Raw genomic sequence first — 22,263 nt, 5'->3', positions numbered from 1 at the left:
TTCTAGTATACTACTTTCGTATTTTATTTTCAAGGCTTGTCCGTAGATTCTAGTGGTTTGGTTCTATAAATAAAAAAGCAGCCAGTCTTACAACTTGCTACTTTTCAAATGATGATTTACAAATATCTTTCCAGCCACTCAATTTTTTTAAAATCCTTATTGTTATTGTGCTCATTTCGATAAGAATCTTGGGAAGAAGCCTTGTAAATACTTAAAAACTGTTCTAGATTTGGAATGCGAAAAGTGATGTTTTCGAGATGAATCAACTCTATATCCGATTCCGAAACTCCTGCAAAATCAGGTAAAGAATCGATACTTCCGAATTCAACACTCAGACCATCTTTTTTGAATTCATGCTCATGAATATCTATTAAGTCATAGCCTAAGTGTTTCATCACTTTCATTATCTTGTCCCACTCATAAATTCTGAGATAATCAGGTGCTTCCCAACCTCTAGGATCACCAGGCACATGAATGTCAATGTCAGACGGCCTCCATTCTTCATTTGAACGGTATTCAAAACCCAAGGACCCCATGAGAGTCGGTGTGATTCCGATTTGGTTTAAATGATAACAAATTGTTCGAAATTCATCAAATAGAGAATTCATTCCTCCTCCAATCGTTGATATAGAACTTAATTTCGTTGTGAATAATAAACTAATTTTTACCTTCTACTCTTTCGGTTTTGAAAATACTTCTACTCGTTGAGCTAGAACTTTGATTTCTACAGGTAGGTTATCCGATTTATCGCCGTCAACGTCTGACTCCAATTCACTATCTGAAGAGATTTTAATATTGCGTGCTTTGATATATTCGATATTATCATTTGCGACAACATCGCCTTTCAATAAATCTGGAATGACGGATAATTTAGAGAATATTGAAGCATCTTTTAAAATCAAAATGTTGGCATAGCCGTCCTTGTTTTCTTCAAAGATTTTTTTGTCAGCGAAGTAATTTGTCAAGAGAACCAAAACATGACTCGCTTCACCAACATAATTTCCATTCTCTGTCTCCACCTTAATGTTAAAGACCTGATCTGTCATAACAGACTTCATGGTATTTACAGCATAGGCTAAAATACCGAATTTTGTCTTGTCCTCTATTTCAACATTGTGAATCGCCTCTGGAAGAGAGCCGATACTAAAGATATAACCAAAATAGTTATCATTTGCTTTACCGATATCAATCTTATTGGTTAAGTTAAAATCAAGTTCATCAATAGCGCCATCTATGTCTTGATTGATTTCCAACAGTTTTGTAATGAGATTACCCGTCCCACCAGGAATAATACCTAACTTAGGAACGTAGGTTCTCTCAGCAATACCCGAAATAACTTCATTGACAGTACCGTCTCCACCAAACACAACCACTGCATCGTACTGTTCACGCGACGCTTCTTCAGCAAAATGTGTTGCATCCAGCGCCTTTTCGGTAATTTTGGTTTCCACGTGCTCAAAGTATTCTTTTGCTTTATTCTCCAGCTTTTCTTTGTAATCCAAAGCCTTTTCGCCACCAGAAGTAGGGTTGATAATTACCATTGCTTTTTTCATTAATGTTCTCCTTAATATTCGTTAAAAATATATATCTCATTATATGAAACTAAACGTATCCCTATTATACTACGAAAATACAGAAAAGAGAAATCTGACGTACTGGAGATTAATACGCTTTTATTCTATTTTCCCATCGTATAACTACATCCTTTAAGGATTCATCCAAGTAAGAAAAGGCCTTATCCTTTATCCAGTCAGGAATACCGTATGCCGCCTCGGCTATGCTACCAGTAATTGCAGCGAGAGTATCACTGTCGCCACCAAGTGAGATGGCATTTCTTATCGCATCTTCGAAGTCTCTACTTTCTAGAAATGCAATAATGGCCTGTGGTACGGTATCCTGGCACGTTTCATTGAAACGGTATGTAGGACGGATTTCATCTAAAGTTTGAGATAGATTGTAGCCGTATTCCTGCTCAATATAATCCTTAATCCGTCTTTTACACTCTGTAGGATTGTCATTGATTGGTTGCTCATAATCTCCGCAATAACCTCCAAAGTAATAACGACACAGAAAGATAGCATCAGCTGTAGCCATTGCACCTTTGATACCTTCTGGATGATTATGAGTTACCTCTGCAGAAAGACTCGCAAATTCCCTAGATGATGGCCACATTCCGGTTCTCGCACAAAAACCACAGTCCATTGTCCAAGCACATGGAGAAACACGCATAGCCGAACCATTCCCAAAGCTATTATAAGGCTCACGGTTATCGCTGTTTAGCCATGCATTAAACCGAGCACCATAATCAGCATCAGGATACATTCTACCATATTTCTTCATAGCATCAATGAAGTCGTCTTTTTGTCCCCCATTCATAATCGCCTCTGCAACAGCACAGGTCATAACCGTGTCATCTGTAAAAAAGCAATCCTTCCGAAATAAAGGAAAGTCCTTCGTTTTGATATTGTTCCATTCGTAAACAGAACCGATAATATCTCCGATAATTGCTCCTAGCATAAGATTTCTCCTTCTAAGTTTTTATAATCTACTCTCAACTTCTCTAGTATTCTTTTTTCTCCATAATTAAAATAGATATTTTTATAGCAATTCCTATGATAACAATACTGACAAAAACCATTCCAATAAAAATCATTAAACTCGAATTCTTTAAGAAAAACTCCACAACATTAGTCAGTAAATCTGATTTTGCTTTAAAAAAACTAGATAGAGCAAATACTGTAAAGTATGTTATAACCATGATCAGCCTACCTTTTTCAGCCCCGTACTTAAGGATAAACGGAAGTTGAATAGCTGATATCAAAATACATACAACTAATGTAATTGTTGAGATAAATATGATGCTGTCTATTAACATCTCTTTTTTTATTACCAATTGAACAAATAAACAAACTGAACCTACTAATCCAAAAACAAACGCAAAAAACAATTTACTTAGTACAAAGCTACTCTTTTTAATAGGCATGGAAAAGGCAAATTGTTCAAACTTCGATCTCGTATCATAGCCAAAAGCGATAGCAGTTAAAATTAACGGTATCATAGTACAAATAAGCGGTATCATAAAAATTTCATTTTCATATACCCCATAAACAATGAGTGCAATACAGAGAGTAATCGTTAATAGTAGTGTTTTCTTTAAAGTAGCTATATCTTTTAATATCAATGCAGTCATTATCTTTTATCTCCTTTCAAAAAATATATCATAATATCTTCGATAGAAGGTTTTTGTAATCTGATTCCATCTGGAATAAAATTTCTTTTAACAAGCATCTCTTGTCCAAATGCGTGTATCCTTCTCCCAATTATAGCTTCCTCATCAAGATTTTTAACTTCTTCATTAGATAAAGTACAGATAGCATAGTTTTCTTTGAGTTCATCCTTTGATTCAACAAAAAGTACTTTACCATCATTGATAAAAGCAATATAATCCGCCACTTTCTCTAAATCTGATAGGATATGTGACGATATTAAAATTGTATGATTTTCATCTTGAATAAAGTCAAGAAGAAAATCTAAAATTTCGTCCCGTACAATCGGATCCAATCCACTTGTAGCTTCATCCAAAATGAGAATTTCTGCTTTATGAGATAAAGCTACTGCCATCGATAATTTCATTCTCATTCCACGAGAATAACTTTGAATAGCCTGTTTTTCAGATAATTTAAATTTCTTTTTTAATTGATAAAAAAATTCTCTGTCCCATTTTGAATATACCCTTGAACAAAATTTTTCCAAATCAACGAGTGTCATTTCTTCCGGCACTAATAAATCATCAAACACTACTCCAATTTTATCTTTCAATTCAAGACTATTAGGATTATCATAACCTAAAATTTTAATTTCTCCTGAGTCTTTCTTAAGTAATCCTAACAATAATTTTATGGTTGTACTTTTACCAGCCCCGTTTTGGCCAATGTAACCGACAATAGAGCCTTTAGGAATAGAAAAATCTATCGGTCCTAATGTAAAGTCATCAAATTTTTTAACCAAGTTTTTGATTTCAATAGCAAAATCACTCATATTTTCCCTCCATATAACTACTAAACATCTCTACCAACTCATCATTGGTAACACCTGCAATCGCTGAAAGCTCAAGAATATCTTGCATTTTTGATTCGATTCGTTTCAAATATTCTTCTCGAATAAGCTCTTTATTTTGAGCTGCAACAAAATTACCTTTACCTTGAACTGAATTAATGAAACCATCAAGTTCTAGTTCATCAAAAGCTCTTTTAGCAGTTATCATACTCACTCGAAGTTCTTTAGCTAAAAATCTGATTGATGGTAATTGCTCGCCAACCTTTAATTCTCCCAAAATAATCTGAGCCTTTATTTGATTTTTAATCTGTAAATAAATCGGATTATCACTTGAATTATCAATCTGTATATTCACCCTCCATATCCTCCTAACCATCCAACTGTTATCTCTGTTTTATCTGTTTATATTATATCATAACAGCTATATAAGTTCAATATTTAACAATCTGTATGAGACACATTATTGTTTAAATTGATTCCTGTTCACTTTAAATTTTTTATATAACAAAAAGCCTTACAATCAAGGCTTTTCTTAATCACTTTCGTTCACAGTTTTATACGTTTTTACCATCAACAGCATAAGTCATAATCGTATCGTCAGTGAAAAAACAGTCCTTCCGTAATAAAGGAAAGTCTTTTATTTTGATATTGTTGCATTCGTAAACAGAACCAACAATGTCTCCAATAATTGCTCCGAGCATCAGATTCCTCCTTGTGACATATCAGATTCATTATACATTCCCAATGGATTGCTCTTTAAAAATGGCTCAACTAAATCAATCCACTCCTGATGTAGGTAAGATGATAAATAACCGTGATTATAACCCTTTGCTTCATACAAAATTGTATTTGAATGTAGCTGATGAAATAATTTCGCTGATTCTTTCACACAGTTCAATTCTTTTTCACCATAGATATACAGAACCTGAGCCTTGCTATCAGAAATCATATCTTTCAGCTTGTAATGCCCCATATAGGTTTTGTAAATGGTCACCAATGTTTTAACAGGCGTCCTTGGCAGATCCTCCAAATAATAAGCTTTTATTTCCTCTGGATAAGCCAGTTAAGGATAGAGTTTGTTCATCATGCTTAACTGAAGTTTGCAAGAGAATTTATTGAACATCAATTTACCAAATAGAGACACTAGAAAGATGCTGATTTTAGCTAACCTTGGTTGAGGAATACAGAGGCTTCCGTCTATGATGGCCTTCTCAGCAATTTCACTATCTAAAGATAAAAGCTCCATGGCAATTTGACCACCAAGTGAAACACCACCGATTGCAAACAATTTCCCACCACAGTTTGCTTTGATATAGTCTAGAATCTCCAAAGCAGAATCTTCAGTAGAAACATAATCAAGTTGATATTCCTCTCCGTGGCCATTCAAAGTGGGTAGAATAATACGGTATTCTTCTGACAGGATTCGTGCTTGACGAAGATAATTCCACCAAGAACTGCCACCACCATGTATCAGTAAAATAGGAGGCAAATTCTTATTACCAAATTCATGGAATTTCATGTTTAAACTCCTTACTGTAGGACTTTCACTAGCTAATTTTCCTTGTTCAATCAGCTCTTAAAAGCAGTACCACACACTCGACATAAAACGAGTGAACACTATGTATGCCAAGTGAACATGTATGTGGGAACATGTCTATAAACCTTTTGACGATAGCATAAGGTTATCGTTAAAAGGTATTACCCCGACAAACTGTGATTTACTCATTTCATTAAATCAGCTATTTCTTTCTTCCCATACGCCTTTACATTCTGAATTACATTCTGTTTCCTCTTGATTGATTCAAACAATGATATATCTAGTACATTTGCGAATTCTTCAAACTGAACCTGCCCGATTCTTCTTATTTCTTTAAGTTTCTCAGCATCTCTTACCTTTCTCTCTGCCTCACTTTTGGGGTATCCTTGTCCAAATGGCTTCGAGAAAAGAGCTTCTATTGTTCTTTCAAGATTTTCAGTACCTGACCATGTATAATTTTCACCTAATGGTAATGATATCGCATTTCCATTATTAATCTGAGCAAATAAATAGGCATCATTCGGTGTAGGTGCATATCCGCAAATGACATCAGGCATACTATTACAAGCAAGCATCATTCCTTGTCCGGAAGAACAGCCCGTAACAACGAAATCAACTGTCCTACTTGCCAACAAGATACCTATAAGAATAGAAATTTCTATATACGAGTATTTTTCATTTTCTTCCATCGTACAGCCAAAATTTATAACCTCAGATTTCTTTGGAGCATACTTTAATACAGCATCATAGATTATTTGATTTTTGGTCGCTTGCGAACTTGCTTGAATAACTCCGATTCTCATTCTTCCCCCCTTCAACTTCTAATTTAATTATTTCTTTTTCTTTGGTTTGGGTGCCGGTAATTCATTATATATTGAATTGAACAAGCCTTTATTTTCTACACTTCATTTATTCACTGGTTGCAACTTTTGACATCAAAACTACCGCCTCCACATGTCTTGACGGTTACTACCTATACTGTGAAACGAAATCAAAGCTGCTGAATATCCGTATTAAACTATTAAACGTAACTAATGCGAGTATTTACGGCTTCGTTAATATACAGTATTGTTACATCTATGCCAAGTTTCCGATAGTTAGTTCTTCTTTCTTTATTTAAATCTTTACAAATCCAACTAGCGAGAAGGGTTGTTTATCTCAAAACTCATTGAACCTTTGGTTCCTCGATTAGTATAATAATTTCCTTCTAGTTGATTTGGATTATCAATATCAAGAATTACCGTCCCATAATGTATAGGACTTTGCAATTCAGCCCTTGGGCTATTTAAATATGTATAAATTAATTTTTGTGTTCCATTATCATTGATAATTGATGCTGTAATGCTATGGCTCGAACTTTCACCCGTTTTAAACTTAACTTTAATAGTCGTAAATGACTGTTCAATAGTAAGTTCACAATTTCTTTCATTCTGATCATAGTCCGTCTTGAAACTACCTACATAATTCGCAAATAAAATTGGAACATTATGAATCTTAGATAGTAATGGCCACCGCCATGCTGTTTTTTCAAAAATAGCCATAATAATTGCTGTAACTGATATAGCTTCACCAATATACCCAATGGCTGAATATACCAATGCCAAAATATCAGATTTAAGATTCACTGCAATCTCTTGGCCACTTATTAACAATCTTAATAACAAGCAAATTGCAAAAACCCATATTGTAATATTCAAAAATTTTTTCTGCTGTTCATTCATAAGTTTTATTTATAATCCAAAAATTCAATCATTCTAACTAAAAAAGTTTTTGTATCCTGTAAATTCCATTTCTGCTCTGAACGAAAAAGGTAATACATTCCACTTACTTCAACCCAATTTAAATTCACTTGAGACACTATGTAATATAACGCTTGCTGTAACAACCCTGTGTAGCTATTACTATTGAAAAACATCTGTTCAGGTATATTCCAGACCAAACATTCTATCAAATATGAAGAAATGCGTTCGTTTGTCAATCCTAGCTCCTGCATCTCGTTCTTAATATGCTTCATAATCCTAACTAAATATTTATATTTATAGTGAGTAGATTTATTCTTAGAGATACCATTTTGTATATGAACTTTAGGATAATTAATTACTTCATAATTTCCGTTTGAGGTAAAAAATTTGATGCCTTCAACAAATTTTTCAGATGACCTGCTACCAATATATCTATAATTTCGATATTGAAAACATGGGACTACATCTGCATTTACGTGATATGAGTTAGAATTAATATTGATACACTTATTGCCAATAGAAACTGATTCTGCACCAAATTTTGAAATTAACGCTTTAATCACTTCGTTTTTAAATACATTAGCATTGGTGCTGCTACTAGAGTAATTATAGTCTAGGTCCGATAACCCATCTACATACTCACAATAAAATAAAGATTTCACCATGATACAGATATCAATGTCGCTATTTTTCTTTACATTCGTATTATTTGCATAAGAACCTTGGGCAAAAATTTCATATTCATACTTTGAAGAGAGCCCACTCCTTTCTATTGCATCTTTAATCATTCCAATAGTATTTTCAACCCGTGTTTCTTCAGTGGCAGATAACGGCTTAATCCATGATTGTAATGCTTCTTCAGAATATCTCATTATAAAACAACTCCATTTTAGTTTTTTGGTTAATTCATAAAAAGTAACCGATATTAAAAAAATCCTACATATAATTATACCACTAAACAAGAAAAAAGGCTGCAAACATAGTGAACTATACTATGCCTACAGCCTTATAAATCAACTTCTGTTCCTTCCAAAAATCTAACGGTTATCTGTCCATCCTCCGAAATCAAAATACTATCTAGTACCTGACACATCTCAAAGGAATCATATTCCCAACACTCCTTATTTATCAATTCAGCCAGTAACACACTGTAATGCTTTTCTAATAACTGGTTTTCTTCCAAGATCTTATTCCACTTTCCATGCAACAAATCCATATTCTCACTCAGTAGTTTAACTGCCATCATTACAGCTTTCTCTAGTGTTCCCTCATCGATATGGTTATTCTGACAACCAATCTGTCCCTTTACCTTATAACGGTTGTTACACTGCCAAACTTTACGTTTGCCACGACTGGTCGTCCAGTTCTTACGTCCAAAAGCTGAACCGCATTCTGCACAGAACACCTTGGTAGTAAAAGGGTTGTCCTCATTTTGCATGATGTAGAAGAAATTGAAAAAGAAAATAGACTTCAGACAGCTATTGATGTTGTCAGAGAACAGTTTGGTTTTTTAGCCATACAAAAAGGAACCGTCCTAACTGAAGGTTCCAGAAATATTGAACGCAGTAAACTTATCGGTGGTCATTCCGCGGGTGGATTGGAGGGATTAAAATGAAACAAGAAAAAAATACAGTACAATTTTCAGAAATCCGTAGCAAAGGATGTAATGATATTGAAATGCTTGAAAGATTTTTACATGGAATCGTTGAAACAGCAACTTCAAAACTTCGTCAGAGAAAACTCAAAACAACTGAAATATCGATACGACTAGTACATGCTAAATCTGAAAACCGATTACCATTGGAATTTACATTTAGCATTAAGCCAACAAGCTCATCTGTGATAATCTATACTGAGGTAATCAATCGCTTTAAAGAATGTTACACAGGTGGGGGAATTCAAGGTTTTACGATTCAATTTGATAAAAATACCCTTGCCTCTGCATAGAAAGGATTTGATATGATTGACCGTTCATATTTACCATTTCAATCAGCAAGAGAGTACCAGGATACAAAGATGCAAAAATGGATGGGCTTTTTCCTATCTGAACATGCATCAGCACTCTCTGATGATACAAACAAAGTAACGTACATGTCTGACTTATCACTAGAGAAGAAATTATTACTCCTCAGTCAAGTATACGCCGGGCAGCTACGCACACGCATTCAAGTGATTGAAAAAAACAAGCGTGTTTCCTACACTGGAACAATACCAAGTCTGACCAAAGATTTCATTTTGATAAAAACTACAACAGGTCACATCAATTTGAAATTAAAAGACATTATTAGTATTGAACTTGTCGAGGAGGTGCTCTATGAATCAGCTTGAGTTTCAGCGTAATCACCTACAAATGGACTATTATAGCGAGAGCTACCAAGATTTTGAACGTGACTTCTACCGCTACTCTAACATGAATATTCCATTGACCTTCCTAACTGATGATATCCTAAAAACAATGGCGACTTCACGTAAGAATTACTTTGTCCTCAATAAGGAAAAGTCCAGAGATAACCGCGATCACTTCTTCATATTTGAAGTAAGTACCGTAGATGAGAATCCGCTAATCTATCATTATACATATAAGAAAACTACAATATATTTAGCAGAAAAATAGGAGCAGTTCAATTGACTGTTCCTATTTTTAATATTCATAAAATCTAAAGTCTTTATACTCTTTAACAATGGAGTCGCCAACCAGAACAGACTATACTGACCAGCGACTACCTTAAATTTAATGTTTCAGATTTATTTTCTTATCTCTAATTTCATAAACTACATCTGCTACATTTTCGAGTAATCGTTTATCGTGGGTGATAAACACGATAGTTCCGGTGTACTCCTTCATTAGTATTTCCAAAGCCTCTAAACTTGGTATGTCAAGGAAGTTACTGGGTTCATCCATTATTAGGATGTTATATCTACCCATGAGCATTTTAGCAAGCAACAATTTTATAATTTCTCCACCGCTTAAAACAGATAAACTTTTTCCAATATCGTTCTGTTTGAACCCCATAGATGCTAGCACTGAACGAATTTCTGATATATTGTAGTCACAATCCTTCTGCATAAACTCCATAACATTCTGATTACTGTTGTACTTGTAACCATTCTGTGCAAAGTAACCTATTTTTGCCTTAGGCGAAATAGAAATTCCTTCTTCATGGTTTAAGATCATTTGGATTAAAGTTGTTTTTCCGATTCCATTACCACCAGTTAACGCCACTTTTGCTCCTAACGGAATTTGAAAAGATGCATTTTCAAACAGAGCCTTATCCCCAAATACTTTATTAATTTCTGCACCGACTATAGGGTATGGATTATGGAGCTCCAATGCTTTACTTTGCCTGAAACGAATTCTGCGAATGCCTTCCGGAGCTTCTACTTTTCCTAAGGCCGCAATCCTGTGCTCTAGGGTTTTAGCAGCATTATACATCTTTTTTTCCTTACTTCCTATTGATTTTTGATGAGCTAAACGCCCTCCGTCTTCAGTACTTTTTTTCTTTGAAGAACCTTTTGCCTTCTGTTCTATTTTACGAGCCTGTTTTCGCTTTTCCTCCGCAGCCCTTTCCAATCGGGCACGTTCCGCAATAAATTGTTCGTATTCTGCAGCTTGGCTCTTACGTTCTTCCTCTTTCTGACGAAGATAATCAGAATAGTTTCCCCAATACTCAGTGATTTTGCCATCTTTCAGTTCCCATATTTTATCTACTATTTCATCAAGAAAATAGCGGTCATGGCTAATAACTAACAGTGCACCTGTAAAATATTTTAGCTGTCCTATTAGAAAATCAATTCCTTCACGGTCTAAATGGCTCGTAGGTTCATCCGCTAAAATACCATGAACCTGTGCCGATAAGGCCTGTGCTATTTTAAGCCTTGTTTCTTCACCACCGCTCATAGTCTGTATATTTAATTGCTCAACACCTAGCTTGCCTACAAGTGCAAAATCTTTTTCCTCCTGCAGAGTTACTTCGTCCAACTGGGGAATATAGGCAAGTTCACCCAGACGATTCATTTTACATCCTGGGGGAGTTAATTCTCCTAAAAGTACCCTGAGTAAAGTGCTTTTTCCAGCACCATTTGCTCCTACTAAACCAATACGGTCATAATCATATACTTCTAATTCATTTATATCTAAAACATCGCGTCCTTTGAATTCCACACGAATGTCTTTTGCTTTTAATATTAATTCCATAACATTTCCTCCTGTCTATAATCGCATGCTTTCATTTGCTTGTATGCAGGGAAAACCCTGCGATTTTAGCAGGAAGAGTTACATGAAAATAAGATACATAAATATTCCTCCAATATTGTTTATTTTAAATCTAATTTTCTAACCTCAGTTATCATTTGGCAAACTATAGCAATGCCAATAATTAAAATACCTGATAGTAAAAACCAATGATTTACACCGATTTTATCAGCAAAGAATCCAGAAAGAATTAACCCAATTGGCATAGCAAGTGACATGATACTTCCGATCAAAGAAAATACACGTCCTAAATATTCAGGCTTAATTTTCTCCTGAAAAAGAGCTGTTTGCACACCGCTATAAAATGGCACCGAAAGCCCCATTATTGCACAGCAAACTACGAATATTACAAATCCATTTGGAGGAAGTATTCCCGAAACGGCTAAACTGGTCCCCATTATAAAAAATGAACTTGTTATTAGTAATACATGCTTTTCGAAGCCCCCTAATCTTCCTAATAATAAGCCTCCTGCTAGCATCCCAAATGCAAAGGAAATTTCCGTAATAGAAATATGCACAGGCGTTCCATTAAAGTGTTCCATGCTTATTAAAGGAAATAGTGCATTGATTGGCATATAAACAAAAGTATATAGTGTTCCTAAGAGTAATAAGGCAAACAATCCTTTGTTTTGTCTCAGAACCACAACTCCTTCTTTCATCTCCCTTATGAAATTTGGTTCTAAACTTTGCACTTGATTACCCAGCTTAGGTATACGTACAATTGCTACCGTAATAGATGCAATCACAGCACCCAATACGTCGATGGCAATAATAGCATTTAAATCCCAAACGGAGTATAAGAGTGCTGCAACTGCCGGACTAACAATATAGCTTATAGACTGCAAAGACTGACTATAGCCTGCGCATTTCGTTAGCTGTTCTTCTGGTACTAAAAGTGGTGTAACCGCATTGAGTGCTGGGGTATGAAAAGCTGTTCCAATGCTACGGATAAACAATACTATCATAATCATCCAGACAGGTAGCTCCATACAGAATGCAACAATAGCAAGCACTGCACCAGCTGCTGCGATAATTAAATCGGCACCAATCATTATCTTCTTCCTATCATGACGATCCACTAGCACACCAATGGCAGGTCCCAAAATCGCATAGGGTAAAAAACCTACTAATGAAGCCATAGACAAGACCATCGCAGATCCTGTTTTTTCTGTAAGGTAAAAAATAATCGCCATTTGCAGGATGGCACTAGTGATTAATGATACTGCTTGCCCTGCCCATATTGCATAAAATTTTCGTTTCCAATTGTTGTATTTTTCCATTTATATTATCTCCTGCATATTATTTTGCTTGAATTTCTATTTTGAATAGCATTCTAGGCAATAAAAAATGCAGGCCAAACCCCACAATGTGGCTTTTGGTCTGCATACATACAATTTGGAAACATTCATATTAAAGACATAGTTAAATAAAGGTATAGTTAAATAACCAATATCCTCACCGTAACTAATGAATGCTCAATATCGTATAAATAAGCACAACAAAAAAGCCTATCATCGGGTATAGATTCTGCTTTTTTTATTGCCAGCTTATCTTAAACGCATTGAGGCTGTCATAGTTTCGGTTCCTCCTACATCTTTGTTTATATCAATTTATAGTATAACACAACAAGATGATATGTTCAATATAAAAGTTATGGAATGAGACTCATACTTCCAATTCGATGCCAGATTTAAAGGATATGACGAAGTTTTCTTCATAGACTGTAACGCTCTGGATTATCTTCCTTAGTAGCAAGCGATTAGCTTTCACAAAATCTTCTGTTTGTAGTTTTAAAAATTCATCAGGATTTTCTAACTCAACCTCAAAATATTTCATTTTACATTCCCTCATTTCATTTATTGATAAATTGAGTTTGCAAAAAAGAGTGGACAATTTTTGTCTACTCTTAACCTTTAAAATAGTTTTTTTTAATCGATTTGAAGTTGCCTAAATTATTACTTATTCGGTAAAATGAAGTATTGCTTTCAACAGATTTCCTTCAACTACACTTCACTTGATTCAAACAAGGTGGGTACATTTCTATTCCCACAAACTCCTTGTCAATGGAAACAAACACGTACCCACAGGGTAAATGGAAATAGAAACTGATAATTTCTAGCTATCACTTCTACTCATTCCAAAAATTTTCTCACTCTGATACTTACCCACCATAAAGCAAAAAGCCTTGCAATCAAGGCTTTCATTATCCCTTTCGTTCAAAGGTTTCTAAGCTTTTACGAGCAGAGCGACACACTCAGCGGTTCGCTATCTCCGTTCTGTCTGCGTGCTAGCACTTGTCAATCACGGACAGCTATCGCATGGGCGGAAGTAAATGCTAATCTTCGTCGTTTTACTCCTTGACTAGCAAACTTACCGCCTCAACATGATGCGTTTGCGGAAATAAGTCAACCGGCTGGACTTTCTTCAACTCATATCCCAATTCTTGGTAGAGTTTGATATCACGCGCCATGGTCGCAACATTACAGGAGATATAGGCGATGCGGTCTGCTCCTGTTTGACTACTTGCCTTGATAAAGCTTTCGGTTAAGCCCTTGCGTGGAGGATCAACCAAGATAACGGTTGGCTGAATTCCATCTTTAAGCCAATTCTTCATGGCATTTTCAGCTGTATCACAGACATAGTTGGCATTTGAAATATTGTTCAGCTGAGCATTCTTTTTGCTATTCTCAACCGCTTCTGAAATCACTTCAACACCATAAACCTCTTTGACATGTTTCGCAACAGAAAGACCAATCGTCCCAATACCAGAATAGGCATCAATAACCACGTCATCTTCTTTTAATTCAGCAAAGTTAATGGCTGTTTGATAAAGTTTTTCAGCCATTTCAGTATTGACTTGGTAAAAAGCGGGTCCAGCGATTTGGTAGTCATTTCCCAACATCTGGTCAGTGATAAAGTCTTGTCCATAAAGCGTACGCCATTCCTTACCAAAAATAGCATTAGTGTTCTGGTCATTGATACTTTGCATAACAGAGACAATCTCTGGGAACTGCTTAATCAGTTGTTCAATCAATTGGTCAACACGAAAAACTTTGGGACGAGTTGTTACCAAAATTACCATTATTTGTCCAGAATAGTGTCCACGACGCACCACAAGATTTCGAATCAAGCCAGATTGTTCCTTTTCATCATAAGGTTTCAGGTCATAACGACGGAGCAAGTCACGTAGTCCTACTACTACCTCATCAATCACAGGATCCTGGATAAAGAAATCTTCTAGAGGCATGAGGTCATGGGAATTCTTACGGAAAAATCCTGTTTCCAAGACACCATTCACTCGACGAACTGGCACCTGCGCCTTATTGCGATACTTGATTGGATTTTCCATACCAAGCGTTTCAGCAACCTCTACATCAGCAATTCCTGCAATCTTGTAGAGACTGTCCTTAACTTGCTTGGTTTTAAACTTAAGCTGTTCTGGATAGGCAAGATGACCTAAATCCGCGATTCCTGAACGCAGGTAAGCCAAATCTAGATCTTGATTACGGTGTGGCGACTGGACAAGGTATTCTTCAACCTTCCCAAAACCAATATTTTTATTAACCTTGAGGACACGCATGAGGATTTTTTCACTCGGTAAAGCATTCTCAACAAAAAATACCAAACCATCCACCTTGGCAACTCCTGCACCCTCATGGGTCAAGTCCACAATTTCAACTTCTACAATATCATTTTTCTTTAACATTCTCTTCTCTTTCTATTGGCCGACAAAAAAGACGGCAACGTTACGGTTACCATCTATTATACCATGAAATTTCTTAAGAACCAAAACTCTTGAAGAAGTTGACAATGGCTTGCCAGAGGGAGCTTAAGAAGTTCCCGCCATCCTCTAGCGCCTTATCCGCATCAAAGTTAAGGTTGATATTTTTAAAACTGTCGCCAGCTTGTGAAACAATACTTTGTTTAAGGTCATTCAAGGTTTTAGTGAAGTCTGTATTACTGAGGATATCACTCTTTGAGAGATTCAAAGCAAAGTTGATGATGATATTGATCTGGTTTCCTGTTATAACCTGATCAAGTTTGTAATTTTTTAAGGTATCTTCAACAATTTTACGAACATCTTCCTCTGTCAGATTTCCCTTGCTTTCTTTAGCTTTGGCGAGTCCTGACTTGATATCGGCTAGGGCAACGTTTAATTTATTAGCATCATAGCCAGTTTTGTCCTTGTTTTCAGCATTGATATCTGACAAAGCCTTCAACTCTTCTTGAGCCAAATCTTTATTGGCTTGCGGTACCTTGGCTCCATTAGCCTCTAGCGAATAATAAATCCCTGCTAAAGCACTTTCTCCTGTAACTGGAATGGGGGCTGCTACAGTGATTTTGGCGTGTTCCACACCCAAAGTTACGGCTGCATTTCGGTACATATCCTGAGTTACCTTAGTGATGTTTTCAGGTGTTTCAATCTTGACCTCAAGTGGCGATTTGTCCCCTAGCTTTTGAATCTTGGCTGATGAATACAATTGTAAGCTAGGGTCATTGGCCACATTCATAATCTTAGAATAGACATCAGGTGTCATGGTCTTGAGTTCTTTGGTGTCTGTTGAGGCATTGTAGCCTAGTTTTTTAAGGGTTTGATTTTTTTGGTCTTCAGACAATGATGAACCTAGGACATATTCAGGTTGGACGTAGGTTTCATCGATAACTTTTTGAACATCTGTTGCTGCATGGACACTATTCATAGCTGTTACTGCCCACAAGACCGCAACACTGGACAGAAAGAGTTTCTTTCTCATAGGGAATTTCCTCCTTTACCTTTCTAGAGTAATATATCTATCTTAAAGAAAACTTATAACAAAAACATCTGGACTAACCAGATGTCGAAAAGAGAGTGAAACATTTGATAATGTAAAGGTTAAGTTGCACCTGTCTAGAATAATAATAGTTTCCTCCATTTACATAGAGTTCGGCACCGTGAAAAACGGAAATGGGGTGAATATAACTATAAGTCTTTCCAGTGGTATTACCAAGCAAGGGAGCAACAGTATCACGAGAGTACTGTTTGGCCAGAGCTAAGGTGTTTTCCTTGCCATTTTGGGCGATAAAATCTATATAGGCAGGTCCAAAATTGTAGGCTTGAACAGCCGTCCAGACATCTACCCCCTTCTTCTGGGCCAGATAGAGATTGTCTGTCAGAGTTTGAACGCCTTGCCGAATGCTAGAGGCATTATCATTGATGGTATTGGTAGCGCCACTAGCAGACTCACTAGACTGCATAACATCGCCTTCTTTTCCTTTTGTTTCGGTATAAATCATAGCGAGCACAAGCTCTTCGTTTGCTGGGGTGTCTCTTTCACTCAAGATTTCTCGCACCATGGGTTGATAGGTCATGACTTGCTTGACATCTTGGTGAACGCGGTAAGCTTTATATCCAGCAAAAAGGAAGACTGCTAGTACAAGCACTCTTCGAATTCGTTTAAACATTATTTACTTTGGATATCCTCGATATTTTTGATTAAGATAGAGTAGGTTCCATTGTCGTTTTGGATAAACTCAACAGACTCGGCGTCTTGATAGACGTTATTGGGAACGATAAGCTCAATTCCATTTGACAAGGAAAGTTTTTGGTTTTCAAATTTTTTAAGCTGACGACTGGCATCAATTTCATCAAATTGAACAGGCTCTGGTACGGCTTCCTTGACTTGATCAATAAAGCTCAAACGAGCCGTCAGATTATTGTCAAAAAGGTCGTTGGCCAATTTCTCTGGCGACAGTTCATTGCTTTCTTCTAAGTTGTTGAAAATCGCTGATTTTACTTTAGATTGAAATTGAAAATCATCTGTATTAAAAGATTCGGCAATTCTCTGGGCTGTCTTTTCCAGTTCTTTGATAGATTTCTTAGGAGAAATCTTAGGAGCGACAGCAAGAAGATTGTCTGAAAAGTAGTTCAAAAAAGTTCCATTGTACTTAATTCGTTTCTCGATCAGGTGGTACTTGCGACTCTGAAGATTAACCACCAAGGCTTCGTCGGCACTCGTTCCAAATCCAGGCAAGTTATTCTGAGTTAGCTTGATTGGATTATCAACTTCTCCACCAAGGTGGGTCAAGGTCTCCCTCAGGGCAATTCTCAAGAAAGCGAAATGTTCTACACCTTCTTTAGAAAATTGCACAAAAATCAAGTCATTGGTCTTGAGATTTTCGGAAATGCTGAACTCCTCTTTCCAGAGATTAGCCAGCGTTACTGATGTCTCCAACAAATCGTCTGTAATATGATTGAAGAAGGGATTTTCTTCCTCGAAAATCCCAGACTTGGCTTCATCTGAATACACACGTTCAATTTTTTTACGCAAGTATTCTTCGATTTTTGGAGTAATATTGAGAAACTTATCCGCTAGGAACAGGTCGGTGTCATCCGGACTGAACTGATGAATAATAGCTTTCTTAATATAAATGTCCATAAAAGTTTTAGTCCTCGTATAATGGGAAGGCATCTGTTAATTCTTTAACCGCACTTCTCACTTCTTCTAAGACAGCTTCATTTTCTGCATTCTTAAGGGTTTTAATAATAAGTTCAGCCACTTTGCGACTTTCTTCTTCACCAAATCCACGAGCAGTAATGGCTGCTGCTCCGATACGAATACCACTTGTCTTGAATGGTGACAAGCTTTCGTAAGGGATTGAGTTTTTATTTAGGGTAATATTGACTTCATCCAGCAAGTTTTGAGCAACTTTGCCGTTTTCTACAACTTTAGTCACATCCACTAGGAAGAGGTGGTTTTCAGTTCCTCCAGAAATGATACGAAAATCAGGGTCTTGCAAGAAGACATCTGCCATAGTCTTGCTGTTCTTGATAACATTGGCAGCATATTCCTTGAAGGCTGGATCCAAAACTTCTTTGAAAGAAACAGCCTTAGCTGCCACAACATGCTCCAAAGGACCACCCTGAATACCTGGGAAAATAGCTGAATTAATTTTCTTAGCTAAGTCTTCATCATTGGTCAAAATCAAACCACCACGTGGGCCACGAAGAGTTTTGTGGGTCGTTGTTGTAGTGATATGAGCGTATGGCACTGGGCTTGGGTGAAAACCAGCTGCAACCAAACCAGCGATATGGGCCATATCCACCATAAGCTTAGCCCCAACAGCATCTGCGATTTCACGGAATTTTGAGAAGTCGATAATTTGAGAATAGGCTGAAGCACCTGCTACGATCAATTTTGGTTTTACTTCTTGGGCTTGTTTCAAGATAGCATCAAAATCCAAGAGTTCCGTTTCAGGATCAACACTATAAGAAACAAAGTTGTAGGTTTGACCTGAGAAGCTAACAGGAGCCCCATGAGTCAAGTGACCACCTGCAGCCAAATCCATTCCCATAACCGTATCGCCAGGCTCAATCAAGGCCATGTAAGCTGCACAGTTAGCTTGGCTTCCTGAGTGTGGTTGGACATTGGCAAATTTTGCACCGAAAATTTCTTTTGCGCGTTCAATGGCTAGAGATTCCACCACGTCTACTACATCTGTTCCACCATAATAACGGCGTCCTGGGTAACCTTCAGCGTATTTATTCGTCAAGATAGACCCTTGAGCTGCCATAACTGCCTTGGAAACTACGTTTTCCGAAGCAATCAACTCAATGTTGTTTTGTTGGCGTTCCTCTTCTTTGGCAATAGCATTCCAGAGATCAGCATCATATGCTTTAAAATCGTCTTTGTCAAAAATCATAGGTCTTCTCCTTTATAGTGTGACTGGTCCTTTAGTTTGTTTTGCAACAAGAAAATAAACTAAAAGATGCGAATAAATCGTTTCTGCACTTTATCACAAGTATAACCAACTTTTTCATAAAATGCATGAGCACCCAGACGATGATCGGCAGAGTTTAAGCGGATAAACCCATAACCACGTCTTTTTGCTTCTTGATCCAACCCTTGTAATAAGCTTTTACCAATACCTTGCCCTTGTGCTTGAGGTGAAACTGCTAAAGCTAAAATATTAAATCCTGCTTTAGAATAAAGTGATTCATAGACCTCAGCGTGGACATATCCAAGCAAGGCATGAGTAGATTCATCCTCATAAGCAAGTAAGAAATGATGGGAATCCTGAGATAGTCTAGCTAATTGACTAGCCGTTTCCTCTGGACTAAAAGAATAGCCCAAAGCATCTTGGTTGATCTCACATATTGCTTTCACATCAGTTTCTCTTAAGTCTCTTAACATCTCATTCCTCCTCAAAAGAAATCTCTGGCAACCGAGCAAGAATATCTTCTCGCTTAATGGCCCCTTGGCGTAAGATTTTCACCTTGTCTCCAGACAAATCCAAAATAGTTGAATCCTGTCCAGTTAGAAAAGGATCGTCTTCCAAACCCAGAACCTCTTGGTCAAAATCCTCTAGAATTTGATTAAAGGTCACTCCACTTGCCTGACCTGAAATATTGGCAGACGGCCCAATCAAGGGACCTGTCTCTCGAATCAAATCAAGGGTAATGGGATGACTAGGCATCCGAAATCCAACAGTTGCAAGACCAGAATTGACCCAATAGGGAACTCGGTCATTAGCTTCGAGAATAAGGGTCAAGGGACCTGGTAAAAAGGTCTCTACAAGTTTTTGTAGATAAGTTGGCTGATTCTTAGAAAAGTGCAAAATGTCCTTGAGAGAGGCGATATTGAGGTTAAGCGCCTTGTCTCTTGGACGACGTTTAAGTTGGTAAACATGGTCAACTGCTTTTTCGTCTAGAGCCTTGGCAAAGAGACCGTAAACTGTCTCTGTAGGAAGAACGACAGCTCCACTATTTTCCAACTCTTGTCTAATCCTGTCCATCATCAACTACAACCATCCTATCTTGACCAAACTGGTCCTTGAGCGTTCGTACTCGTTTTTCAGGAAGCTGTTTCCTAAAGAGTTCGGGAACACTTTGACCTTGCTTGTATCCAATTTCAAGATAAATCTTACCACCATCTTTGAGATAGTCTTTTGCATCTTCCGCAATTCTACGGTAAATAGCTAGGCCATCCTCGTCTGCAAAGAGAGCTAGATAAGGTTCCGAATGCAAGACATTCAAGCCAACCTCTGACTCATCTTCACGAGAGATATAGGGTGGATTGGAAACAATTATATCATATTTTTCAGAAATTTCTGTAAAACAGTCAGATTTTTTAAAAAATATTTGAAGACTTTGATTTTTAGCATTTTCGTTAGCTACATCTAGAGCCTCTTGGGAAATGTCTGCTGCTGTTACTGACCAAGCTGGTCTATTTTTTGCTAAGGCGAGAGCAATAGCTCCACTACCTGTTCCAATATCCAGAACTGAAAGATTCGCCTCAGGATTTTCAGCCAGGATAAGCTCAACCAACTCCTCTGTTTCTGGACGAGGGATCAATACTCGCTCATCAACTGTTAACTGCATTTCATAAAAATCTGCCCGACCTATAATATACTGGGCAGGTTTATGAGCTGCTAACTGTTGGAAAATTCCTTTTACAAATACTTCTTCCTCTTCCGTCACTTCCTGCTGCAGAGCAAAGACAAAGTCCGTAAAAGAGAAATTTTTCAGGCTACGATAGACAAAAGAGAGGCTTTCAGCTTCCTCTCCTTGTCTAACCAACTCTTCTTCAAAATCTGAAAATAATTGAGCTAATTTCATTATTTGTTTAATTCTTCTAATTTTTGTGTTTGGTCATAGAGCACCAAGGCATCCACAACTTCGTCCAATTTTCCAGACAAAATCGTATCTAGTTTTTGGAGGGTTAAGCCGATACGGTGGTCTGTGACACGGTTTTGTGGGAAGTTATAAGTACGGATTCGTTCTGAACGGTCCCCAGTACCAATCGTTGACTTACGCTCAGCATCTTGCTCATCTTGAGCAATCTGAGCAAAGTGGTCAGCCACACGTGCACGGATGATTTTCATGGCTTTTTCACGGTTTTTCTGCTGGGTACGTTCTTCCTGCATCTCAACCTTGATATTGGTTGGCAAGTGAACGATACGAACGGCAGTCGCAACCTTATTGACGTTCTGTCCACCAGCACCAGAGGCGTGATAGATATCAACACGAAGGTCTTTTGGATCAATATCGTATTCTACTTCTTCGACTTCAGGCATGACAAGAACTGTGGCAGTTGATGTATGAACACGGCCTTGGCTTTCTGTCACAGGAACACGTTGCACACGGTGGGCACCTGATTCGTATTTAAGCTTAGAGTAAACCGACTGACCTGAAACCATGGCAACGACTTCTTTGAAACCACCGACACCATTCATAGAAGCCTCCATGACTTCAAAGCGCCAGCCTTGGGCTTCCGCATACTTTTGGTACATGGTTAAAAGATCTCCAGCGAAAAGTGCTGCTTCGTCTCCACCAGCGGCGCCACGGATCTCAAGGATTATATTCTTGTCATCGTTTGGATCCTTTGGAAGGAGCAAGATTTTCAGTTTTTCTTCGTATTCTTCTTTTTCAGCCTTGGCATCTTTGAGCTCTTGCTTGGCCATCTCTTCCAAGTCAGCATCTCCACCTGATTCCTTAATCATTTCTTCAGCGTCAACGATGTTTTGAAGGACTTGTTTGTACTCACGGTAGGCTGTTACTGTATCACGAGTTGAAGCCTCTTCTTTTGAGAGCTCCATGAAACGCTTGGTGTCCGAAACCACATCTGGGTCACTGAGCAACTCTCCTAATTCTTCATAACGGTCTTCTACAGCTTGTAGTTGATCATAGATGTTCATTT

Annotated in this window: 25 protein-coding genes and 3 pseudogenes; 4 read left to right on the top strand and 24 right to left on the bottom strand. The window is 37.4% G+C overall.

The features are described from left to right. Window positions 1-116: 116 nt before the first annotated feature. From B7697_RS09070 to B7697_RS09015, 12 genes and pseudogenes are all read right to left on the bottom strand, one after another. Complete coding sequence (locus B7697_RS09070; RefSeq protein ID WP_084928509.1) at window positions 117-608, bottom strand: phosphoribosylanthranilate isomerase; 492 nt, start codon at window positions 606-608, stop codon at window positions 117-119. A 63-nt stretch (window positions 609-671) separates the two neighbouring features. After that, window positions 672-1,553, bottom strand: a complete 882-nt coding sequence (locus B7697_RS09065) for a diacylglycerol/lipid kinase family protein (RefSeq protein ID WP_084951479.1) — start codon at window positions 1,551-1,553, stop codon at window positions 672-674. Window positions 1,554-1,662: 109 nt separating this feature from the next. Next, window positions 1,663-2,517 carry an ADP-ribosylglycohydrolase family protein gene (locus tag B7697_RS09060; protein WP_049550992.1) on the bottom strand — a complete coding sequence of 285 codons (855 nt, stop codon included), beginning with the start codon at window positions 2,515-2,517 and terminating at the stop codon, window positions 1,663-1,665. A 43-nt stretch (window positions 2,518-2,560) separates the two neighbouring features. Beyond that, complete coding sequence (locus tag B7697_RS09055) at window positions 2,561-3,190, bottom strand: ABC-2 transporter permease (RefSeq protein WP_049502572.1); 630 nt, start codon at window positions 3,188-3,190, stop codon at window positions 2,561-2,563. After that, window positions 3,190-4,038 (bottom strand): ABC transporter ATP-binding protein, encoded by an 849-nt coding sequence (locus B7697_RS09050; RefSeq protein WP_049502573.1) that lies wholly within the window; start codon window positions 4,036-4,038, stop codon window positions 3,190-3,192. Before B7697_RS09050 ends, B7697_RS09055 begins: the two co-directional genes overlap by 1 nt. Further along, on the bottom strand, window positions 4,031-4,411 hold the full coding sequence (locus B7697_RS09045; RefSeq protein WP_049502574.1) for a GntR family transcriptional regulator: 381 nt from the start codon (window positions 4,409-4,411) through the stop codon (window positions 4,031-4,033). The genes B7697_RS09050 and B7697_RS09045 overlap by 8 nt, the downstream gene beginning before the upstream one ends. A 217-nt stretch (window positions 4,412-4,628) precedes the next feature. Continuing rightward, window positions 4,629-4,757: pseudogene (locus B7697_RS09040) on the bottom strand (ADP-ribosylglycohydrolase family protein); the annotation flags it as partial. Beyond that, window positions 4,757-5,575: pseudogene (locus B7697_RS09035) on the bottom strand (alpha/beta hydrolase). The pseudogenes B7697_RS09040 and B7697_RS09035, both read right to left, overlap by 1 nt. A 203-nt stretch (window positions 5,576-5,778) precedes the next feature. Then, window positions 5,779-6,396 (bottom strand): RpiB/LacA/LacB family sugar-phosphate isomerase, encoded by a 618-nt coding sequence (locus B7697_RS09030; RefSeq protein ID WP_049502575.1) that lies wholly within the window; start codon window positions 6,394-6,396, stop codon window positions 5,779-5,781. Window positions 6,397-6,729: 333 nt separating this feature from the next. Further along, on the bottom strand, window positions 6,730-7,314 hold the full coding sequence (locus tag B7697_RS09025; RefSeq protein WP_001005371.1) for a Cap15 family cyclic dinucleotide receptor domain-containing protein: 585 nt from the start codon (window positions 7,312-7,314) through the stop codon (window positions 6,730-6,732). Window positions 7,315-7,319: 5 nt separating this feature from the next. Further along, window positions 7,320-8,207: a nucleotidyltransferase domain-containing protein gene (locus B7697_RS09020; protein ID WP_001270697.1), complete on the bottom strand. Its 888-nt coding sequence runs from the start codon at window positions 8,205-8,207 to the stop codon at window positions 7,320-7,322. 134 nt (window positions 8,208-8,341) lie between these two features. Further along, window positions 8,342-8,773: a recombinase zinc ribbon domain-containing protein gene (locus tag B7697_RS09015; RefSeq protein WP_001178677.1), complete on the bottom strand. Its 432-nt coding sequence runs from the start codon at window positions 8,771-8,773 to the stop codon at window positions 8,342-8,344. Between B7697_RS09015 and B7697_RS09010 the strand changes: the two are divergent. The 4 genes and pseudogenes from B7697_RS09010 to B7697_RS08995 all read left to right on the top strand — a co-directional run. Then, a pseudogene (locus tag B7697_RS09010) lies at window positions 8,771-8,950 on the top strand (Y-family DNA polymerase); the annotation flags it as partial. The gene B7697_RS09015 and the pseudogene B7697_RS09010 overlap by 3 nt on opposite strands. Next, window positions 8,947-9,282 carry a DinB/UmuC family translesion DNA polymerase gene (locus tag B7697_RS09005; RefSeq protein ID WP_000806926.1) on the top strand — a complete coding sequence of 112 codons (336 nt, stop codon included), beginning with the start codon at window positions 8,947-8,949 and terminating at the stop codon, window positions 9,280-9,282. The pseudogene B7697_RS09010 and the gene B7697_RS09005, both read left to right, overlap by 4 nt. A gap of 12 nt (window positions 9,283-9,294) precedes the next feature. Beyond that, on the top strand, window positions 9,295-9,663 hold the full coding sequence (locus B7697_RS09000; RefSeq protein WP_000567222.1) for a hypothetical protein: 369 nt from the start codon (window positions 9,295-9,297) through the stop codon (window positions 9,661-9,663). After that, on the top strand, window positions 9,650-9,949 hold the full coding sequence (locus tag B7697_RS08995; RefSeq protein WP_001072467.1) for a DUF5960 family protein: 300 nt from the start codon (window positions 9,650-9,652) through the stop codon (window positions 9,947-9,949). The genes B7697_RS09000 and B7697_RS08995 overlap by 14 nt, the downstream gene beginning before the upstream one ends. Window positions 9,950-10,066: 117 nt before the next feature. Here the strand turns inward: B7697_RS08995 and msr(D) are convergent, their stop codons facing one another. The 12 genes from msr(D) to prfA form a co-directional block, all read right to left on the bottom strand. After that, a complete protein-coding gene (gene msr(D) / locus B7697_RS08990) occupies window positions 10,067-11,530 on the bottom strand; it encodes an ABC-F type ribosomal protection protein Msr(D) (RefSeq protein ID WP_000420313.1) in 1,464 nt (487 codons plus the stop codon). A gap of 119 nt (window positions 11,531-11,649) precedes the next feature. Next, a complete protein-coding gene (gene mef(A), locus B7697_RS08985) occupies window positions 11,650-12,867 on the bottom strand; it encodes a macrolide efflux MFS transporter Mef(A) (RefSeq protein ID WP_000417519.1) in 1,218 nt (405 codons plus the stop codon). Between the two features lie 385 nt (window positions 12,868-13,252). Then, window positions 13,253-13,423, bottom strand: a complete 171-nt coding sequence (locus B7697_RS08980; protein ID WP_000873143.1) for a hypothetical protein — start codon at window positions 13,421-13,423, stop codon at window positions 13,253-13,255. Between the two features lie 514 nt (window positions 13,424-13,937). Next, the gene (rlmD, locus tag B7697_RS08975; RefSeq protein ID WP_049502577.1) at window positions 13,938-15,293 is read right to left on the bottom strand and encodes a 23S rRNA (uracil(1939)-C(5))-methyltransferase RlmD; all 1,356 of its coding nucleotides are present in this window, start codon (window positions 15,291-15,293) and stop codon (window positions 13,938-13,940) included. 73 nt (window positions 15,294-15,366) lie between these two features. After that, on the bottom strand, window positions 15,367-16,341 hold the full coding sequence (locus B7697_RS08970) for a DUF1002 domain-containing protein (protein WP_001227733.1): 975 nt from the start codon (window positions 16,339-16,341) through the stop codon (window positions 15,367-15,369). A 73-nt stretch (window positions 16,342-16,414) separates the two neighbouring features. Continuing rightward, window positions 16,415-17,029, bottom strand: a complete 615-nt coding sequence (gene pmp23, locus B7697_RS08965) for a cell wall hydrolase Pmp23 (protein ID WP_023947700.1) — start codon at window positions 17,027-17,029, stop codon at window positions 16,415-16,417. Then, a complete protein-coding gene (locus B7697_RS08960; protein WP_031237137.1) occupies window positions 17,029-18,003 on the bottom strand; it encodes a nucleoid-associated protein in 975 nt (324 codons plus the stop codon). The genes pmp23 and B7697_RS08960 overlap by 1 nt, the downstream gene beginning before the upstream one ends. A gap of 7 nt (window positions 18,004-18,010) precedes the next feature. After that, a complete protein-coding gene (gene glyA, locus B7697_RS08955; RefSeq protein ID WP_033685118.1) occupies window positions 18,011-19,267 on the bottom strand; it encodes a serine hydroxymethyltransferase in 1,257 nt (418 codons plus the stop codon). 59 nt (window positions 19,268-19,326) lie between these two features. Continuing rightward, window positions 19,327-19,758: a GNAT family N-acetyltransferase gene (locus B7697_RS08950; RefSeq protein ID WP_000942963.1), complete on the bottom strand. Its 432-nt coding sequence runs from the start codon at window positions 19,756-19,758 to the stop codon at window positions 19,327-19,329. Window position 19,759: 1 nt separating this feature from the next. Continuing rightward, window positions 19,760-20,362 (bottom strand): L-threonylcarbamoyladenylate synthase, encoded by a 603-nt coding sequence (locus B7697_RS08945; protein WP_084951475.1) that lies wholly within the window; start codon window positions 20,360-20,362, stop codon window positions 19,760-19,762. Next, window positions 20,346-21,182: a peptide chain release factor N(5)-glutamine methyltransferase gene (gene prmC, locus B7697_RS08940; RefSeq protein WP_084951473.1), complete on the bottom strand. Its 837-nt coding sequence runs from the start codon at window positions 21,180-21,182 to the stop codon at window positions 20,346-20,348. Before prmC ends, B7697_RS08945 begins: the two co-directional genes overlap by 17 nt. Then, window positions 21,182-22,261 (bottom strand): peptide chain release factor 1, encoded by a 1,080-nt coding sequence (gene prfA / locus B7697_RS08935; protein ID WP_001028815.1) that lies wholly within the window; start codon window positions 22,259-22,261, stop codon window positions 21,182-21,184. The genes prmC and prfA overlap by 1 nt, the downstream gene beginning before the upstream one ends. Between the last annotated feature and the right edge of the window lie 2 nt (window positions 22,262-22,263).

The organism is Streptococcus mitis, from assembly GCF_002096895.1.
GTDB classification, from domain to species: Bacteria; Bacillota; Bacilli; order Lactobacillales; family Streptococcaceae; genus Streptococcus; species Streptococcus mitis_AH.
The sequence above is the reverse complement of the archived record's forward strand: the minus strand, read 5'-3'. Positions and strand labels throughout refer to the sequence as shown.

Excerpts from the sequence above, each read along its gene's own strand:
- B7697_RS09015 (WP_001178677.1), bottom strand. The coding sequence starts at position 8,773 with ATGCAAAATGAGGACAACCCTTTTACTACCAAGGTGTTCTGTGCAGAA.
- B7697_RS09020 (WP_001270697.1), bottom strand. The coding sequence starts at position 8,207 with ATGAGATATTCTGAAGAAGCATTACAATCATGGATTAAGCCGTTATCT.
- B7697_RS09030 (WP_049502575.1), bottom strand. The coding sequence starts at position 6,396 with ATGAGAATCGGAGTTATTCAAGCAAGTTCGCAAGCGACCAAAAATCAA.
- prmC (WP_084951473.1), bottom strand. The coding sequence starts at position 21,182 with ATGAAATTAGCTCAATTATTTTCAGATTTTGAAGAAGAGTTGGTTAGA.
- B7697_RS09025 (WP_001005371.1), bottom strand. The coding sequence starts at position 7,314 with ATGAATGAACAGCAGAAAAAATTTTTGAATATTACAATATGGGTTTTT.
- B7697_RS08970 (WP_001227733.1), bottom strand. The coding sequence starts at position 16,341 with ATGAGAAAGAAACTCTTTCTGTCCAGTGTTGCGGTCTTGTGGGCAGTA.
- B7697_RS08980 (WP_000873143.1), bottom strand. The coding sequence starts at position 13,423 with ATGAAATATTTTGAGGTTGAGTTAGAAAATCCTGATGAATTTTTAAAA.
- B7697_RS08945 (WP_084951475.1), bottom strand. The coding sequence starts at position 20,362 with ATGATGGACAGGATTAGACAAGAGTTGGAAAATAGTGGAGCTGTCGTT.
- B7697_RS08960 (WP_031237137.1), bottom strand. The coding sequence starts at position 18,003 with ATGGACATTTATATTAAGAAAGCTATTATTCATCAGTTCAGTCCGGAT.
- B7697_RS08995 (WP_001072467.1), top strand. The coding sequence starts at position 9,650 with ATGAATCAGCTTGAGTTTCAGCGTAATCACCTACAAATGGACTATTAT.
- glyA (WP_033685118.1), bottom strand. The coding sequence starts at position 19,267 with ATGATTTTTGACAAAGACGATTTTAAAGCATATGATGCTGATCTCTGG.
- B7697_RS09060 (WP_049550992.1), bottom strand. The coding sequence starts at position 2,517 with ATGCTAGGAGCAATTATCGGAGATATTATCGGTTCTGTTTACGAATGG.
- B7697_RS09065 (WP_084951479.1), bottom strand. The coding sequence starts at position 1,553 with ATGAAAAAAGCAATGGTAATTATCAACCCTACTTCTGGTGGCGAAAAG.
- B7697_RS09005 (WP_000806926.1), top strand. The coding sequence starts at position 8,947 with ATGAAACAAGAAAAAAATACAGTACAATTTTCAGAAATCCGTAGCAAA.
- rlmD (WP_049502577.1), bottom strand. The coding sequence starts at position 15,293 with ATGTTAAAGAAAAATGATATTGTAGAAGTTGAAATTGTGGACTTGACC.
- B7697_RS09050 (WP_049502573.1), bottom strand. The coding sequence starts at position 4,038 with ATGAGTGATTTTGCTATTGAAATCAAAAACTTGGTTAAAAAATTTGAT.
- B7697_RS08950 (WP_000942963.1), bottom strand. The coding sequence starts at position 19,758 with ATGTTAAGAGACTTAAGAGAAACTGATGTGAAAGCAATATGTGAGATC.
- pmp23 (WP_023947700.1), bottom strand. The coding sequence starts at position 17,029 with ATGTTTAAACGAATTCGAAGAGTGCTTGTACTAGCAGTCTTCCTTTTT.
- B7697_RS09055 (WP_049502572.1), bottom strand. The coding sequence starts at position 3,190 with ATGACTGCATTGATATTAAAAGATATAGCTACTTTAAAGAAAACACTA.
- B7697_RS09070 (WP_084928509.1), bottom strand. The coding sequence starts at position 608 with ATGAATTCTCTATTTGATGAATTTCGAACAATTTGTTATCATTTAAAC.
- B7697_RS09000 (WP_000567222.1), top strand. The coding sequence starts at position 9,295 with ATGATTGACCGTTCATATTTACCATTTCAATCAGCAAGAGAGTACCAG.
- prfA (WP_001028815.1), bottom strand. The coding sequence starts at position 22,261 with ATGAACATCTATGATCAACTACAAGCTGTAGAAGACCGTTATGAAGAA.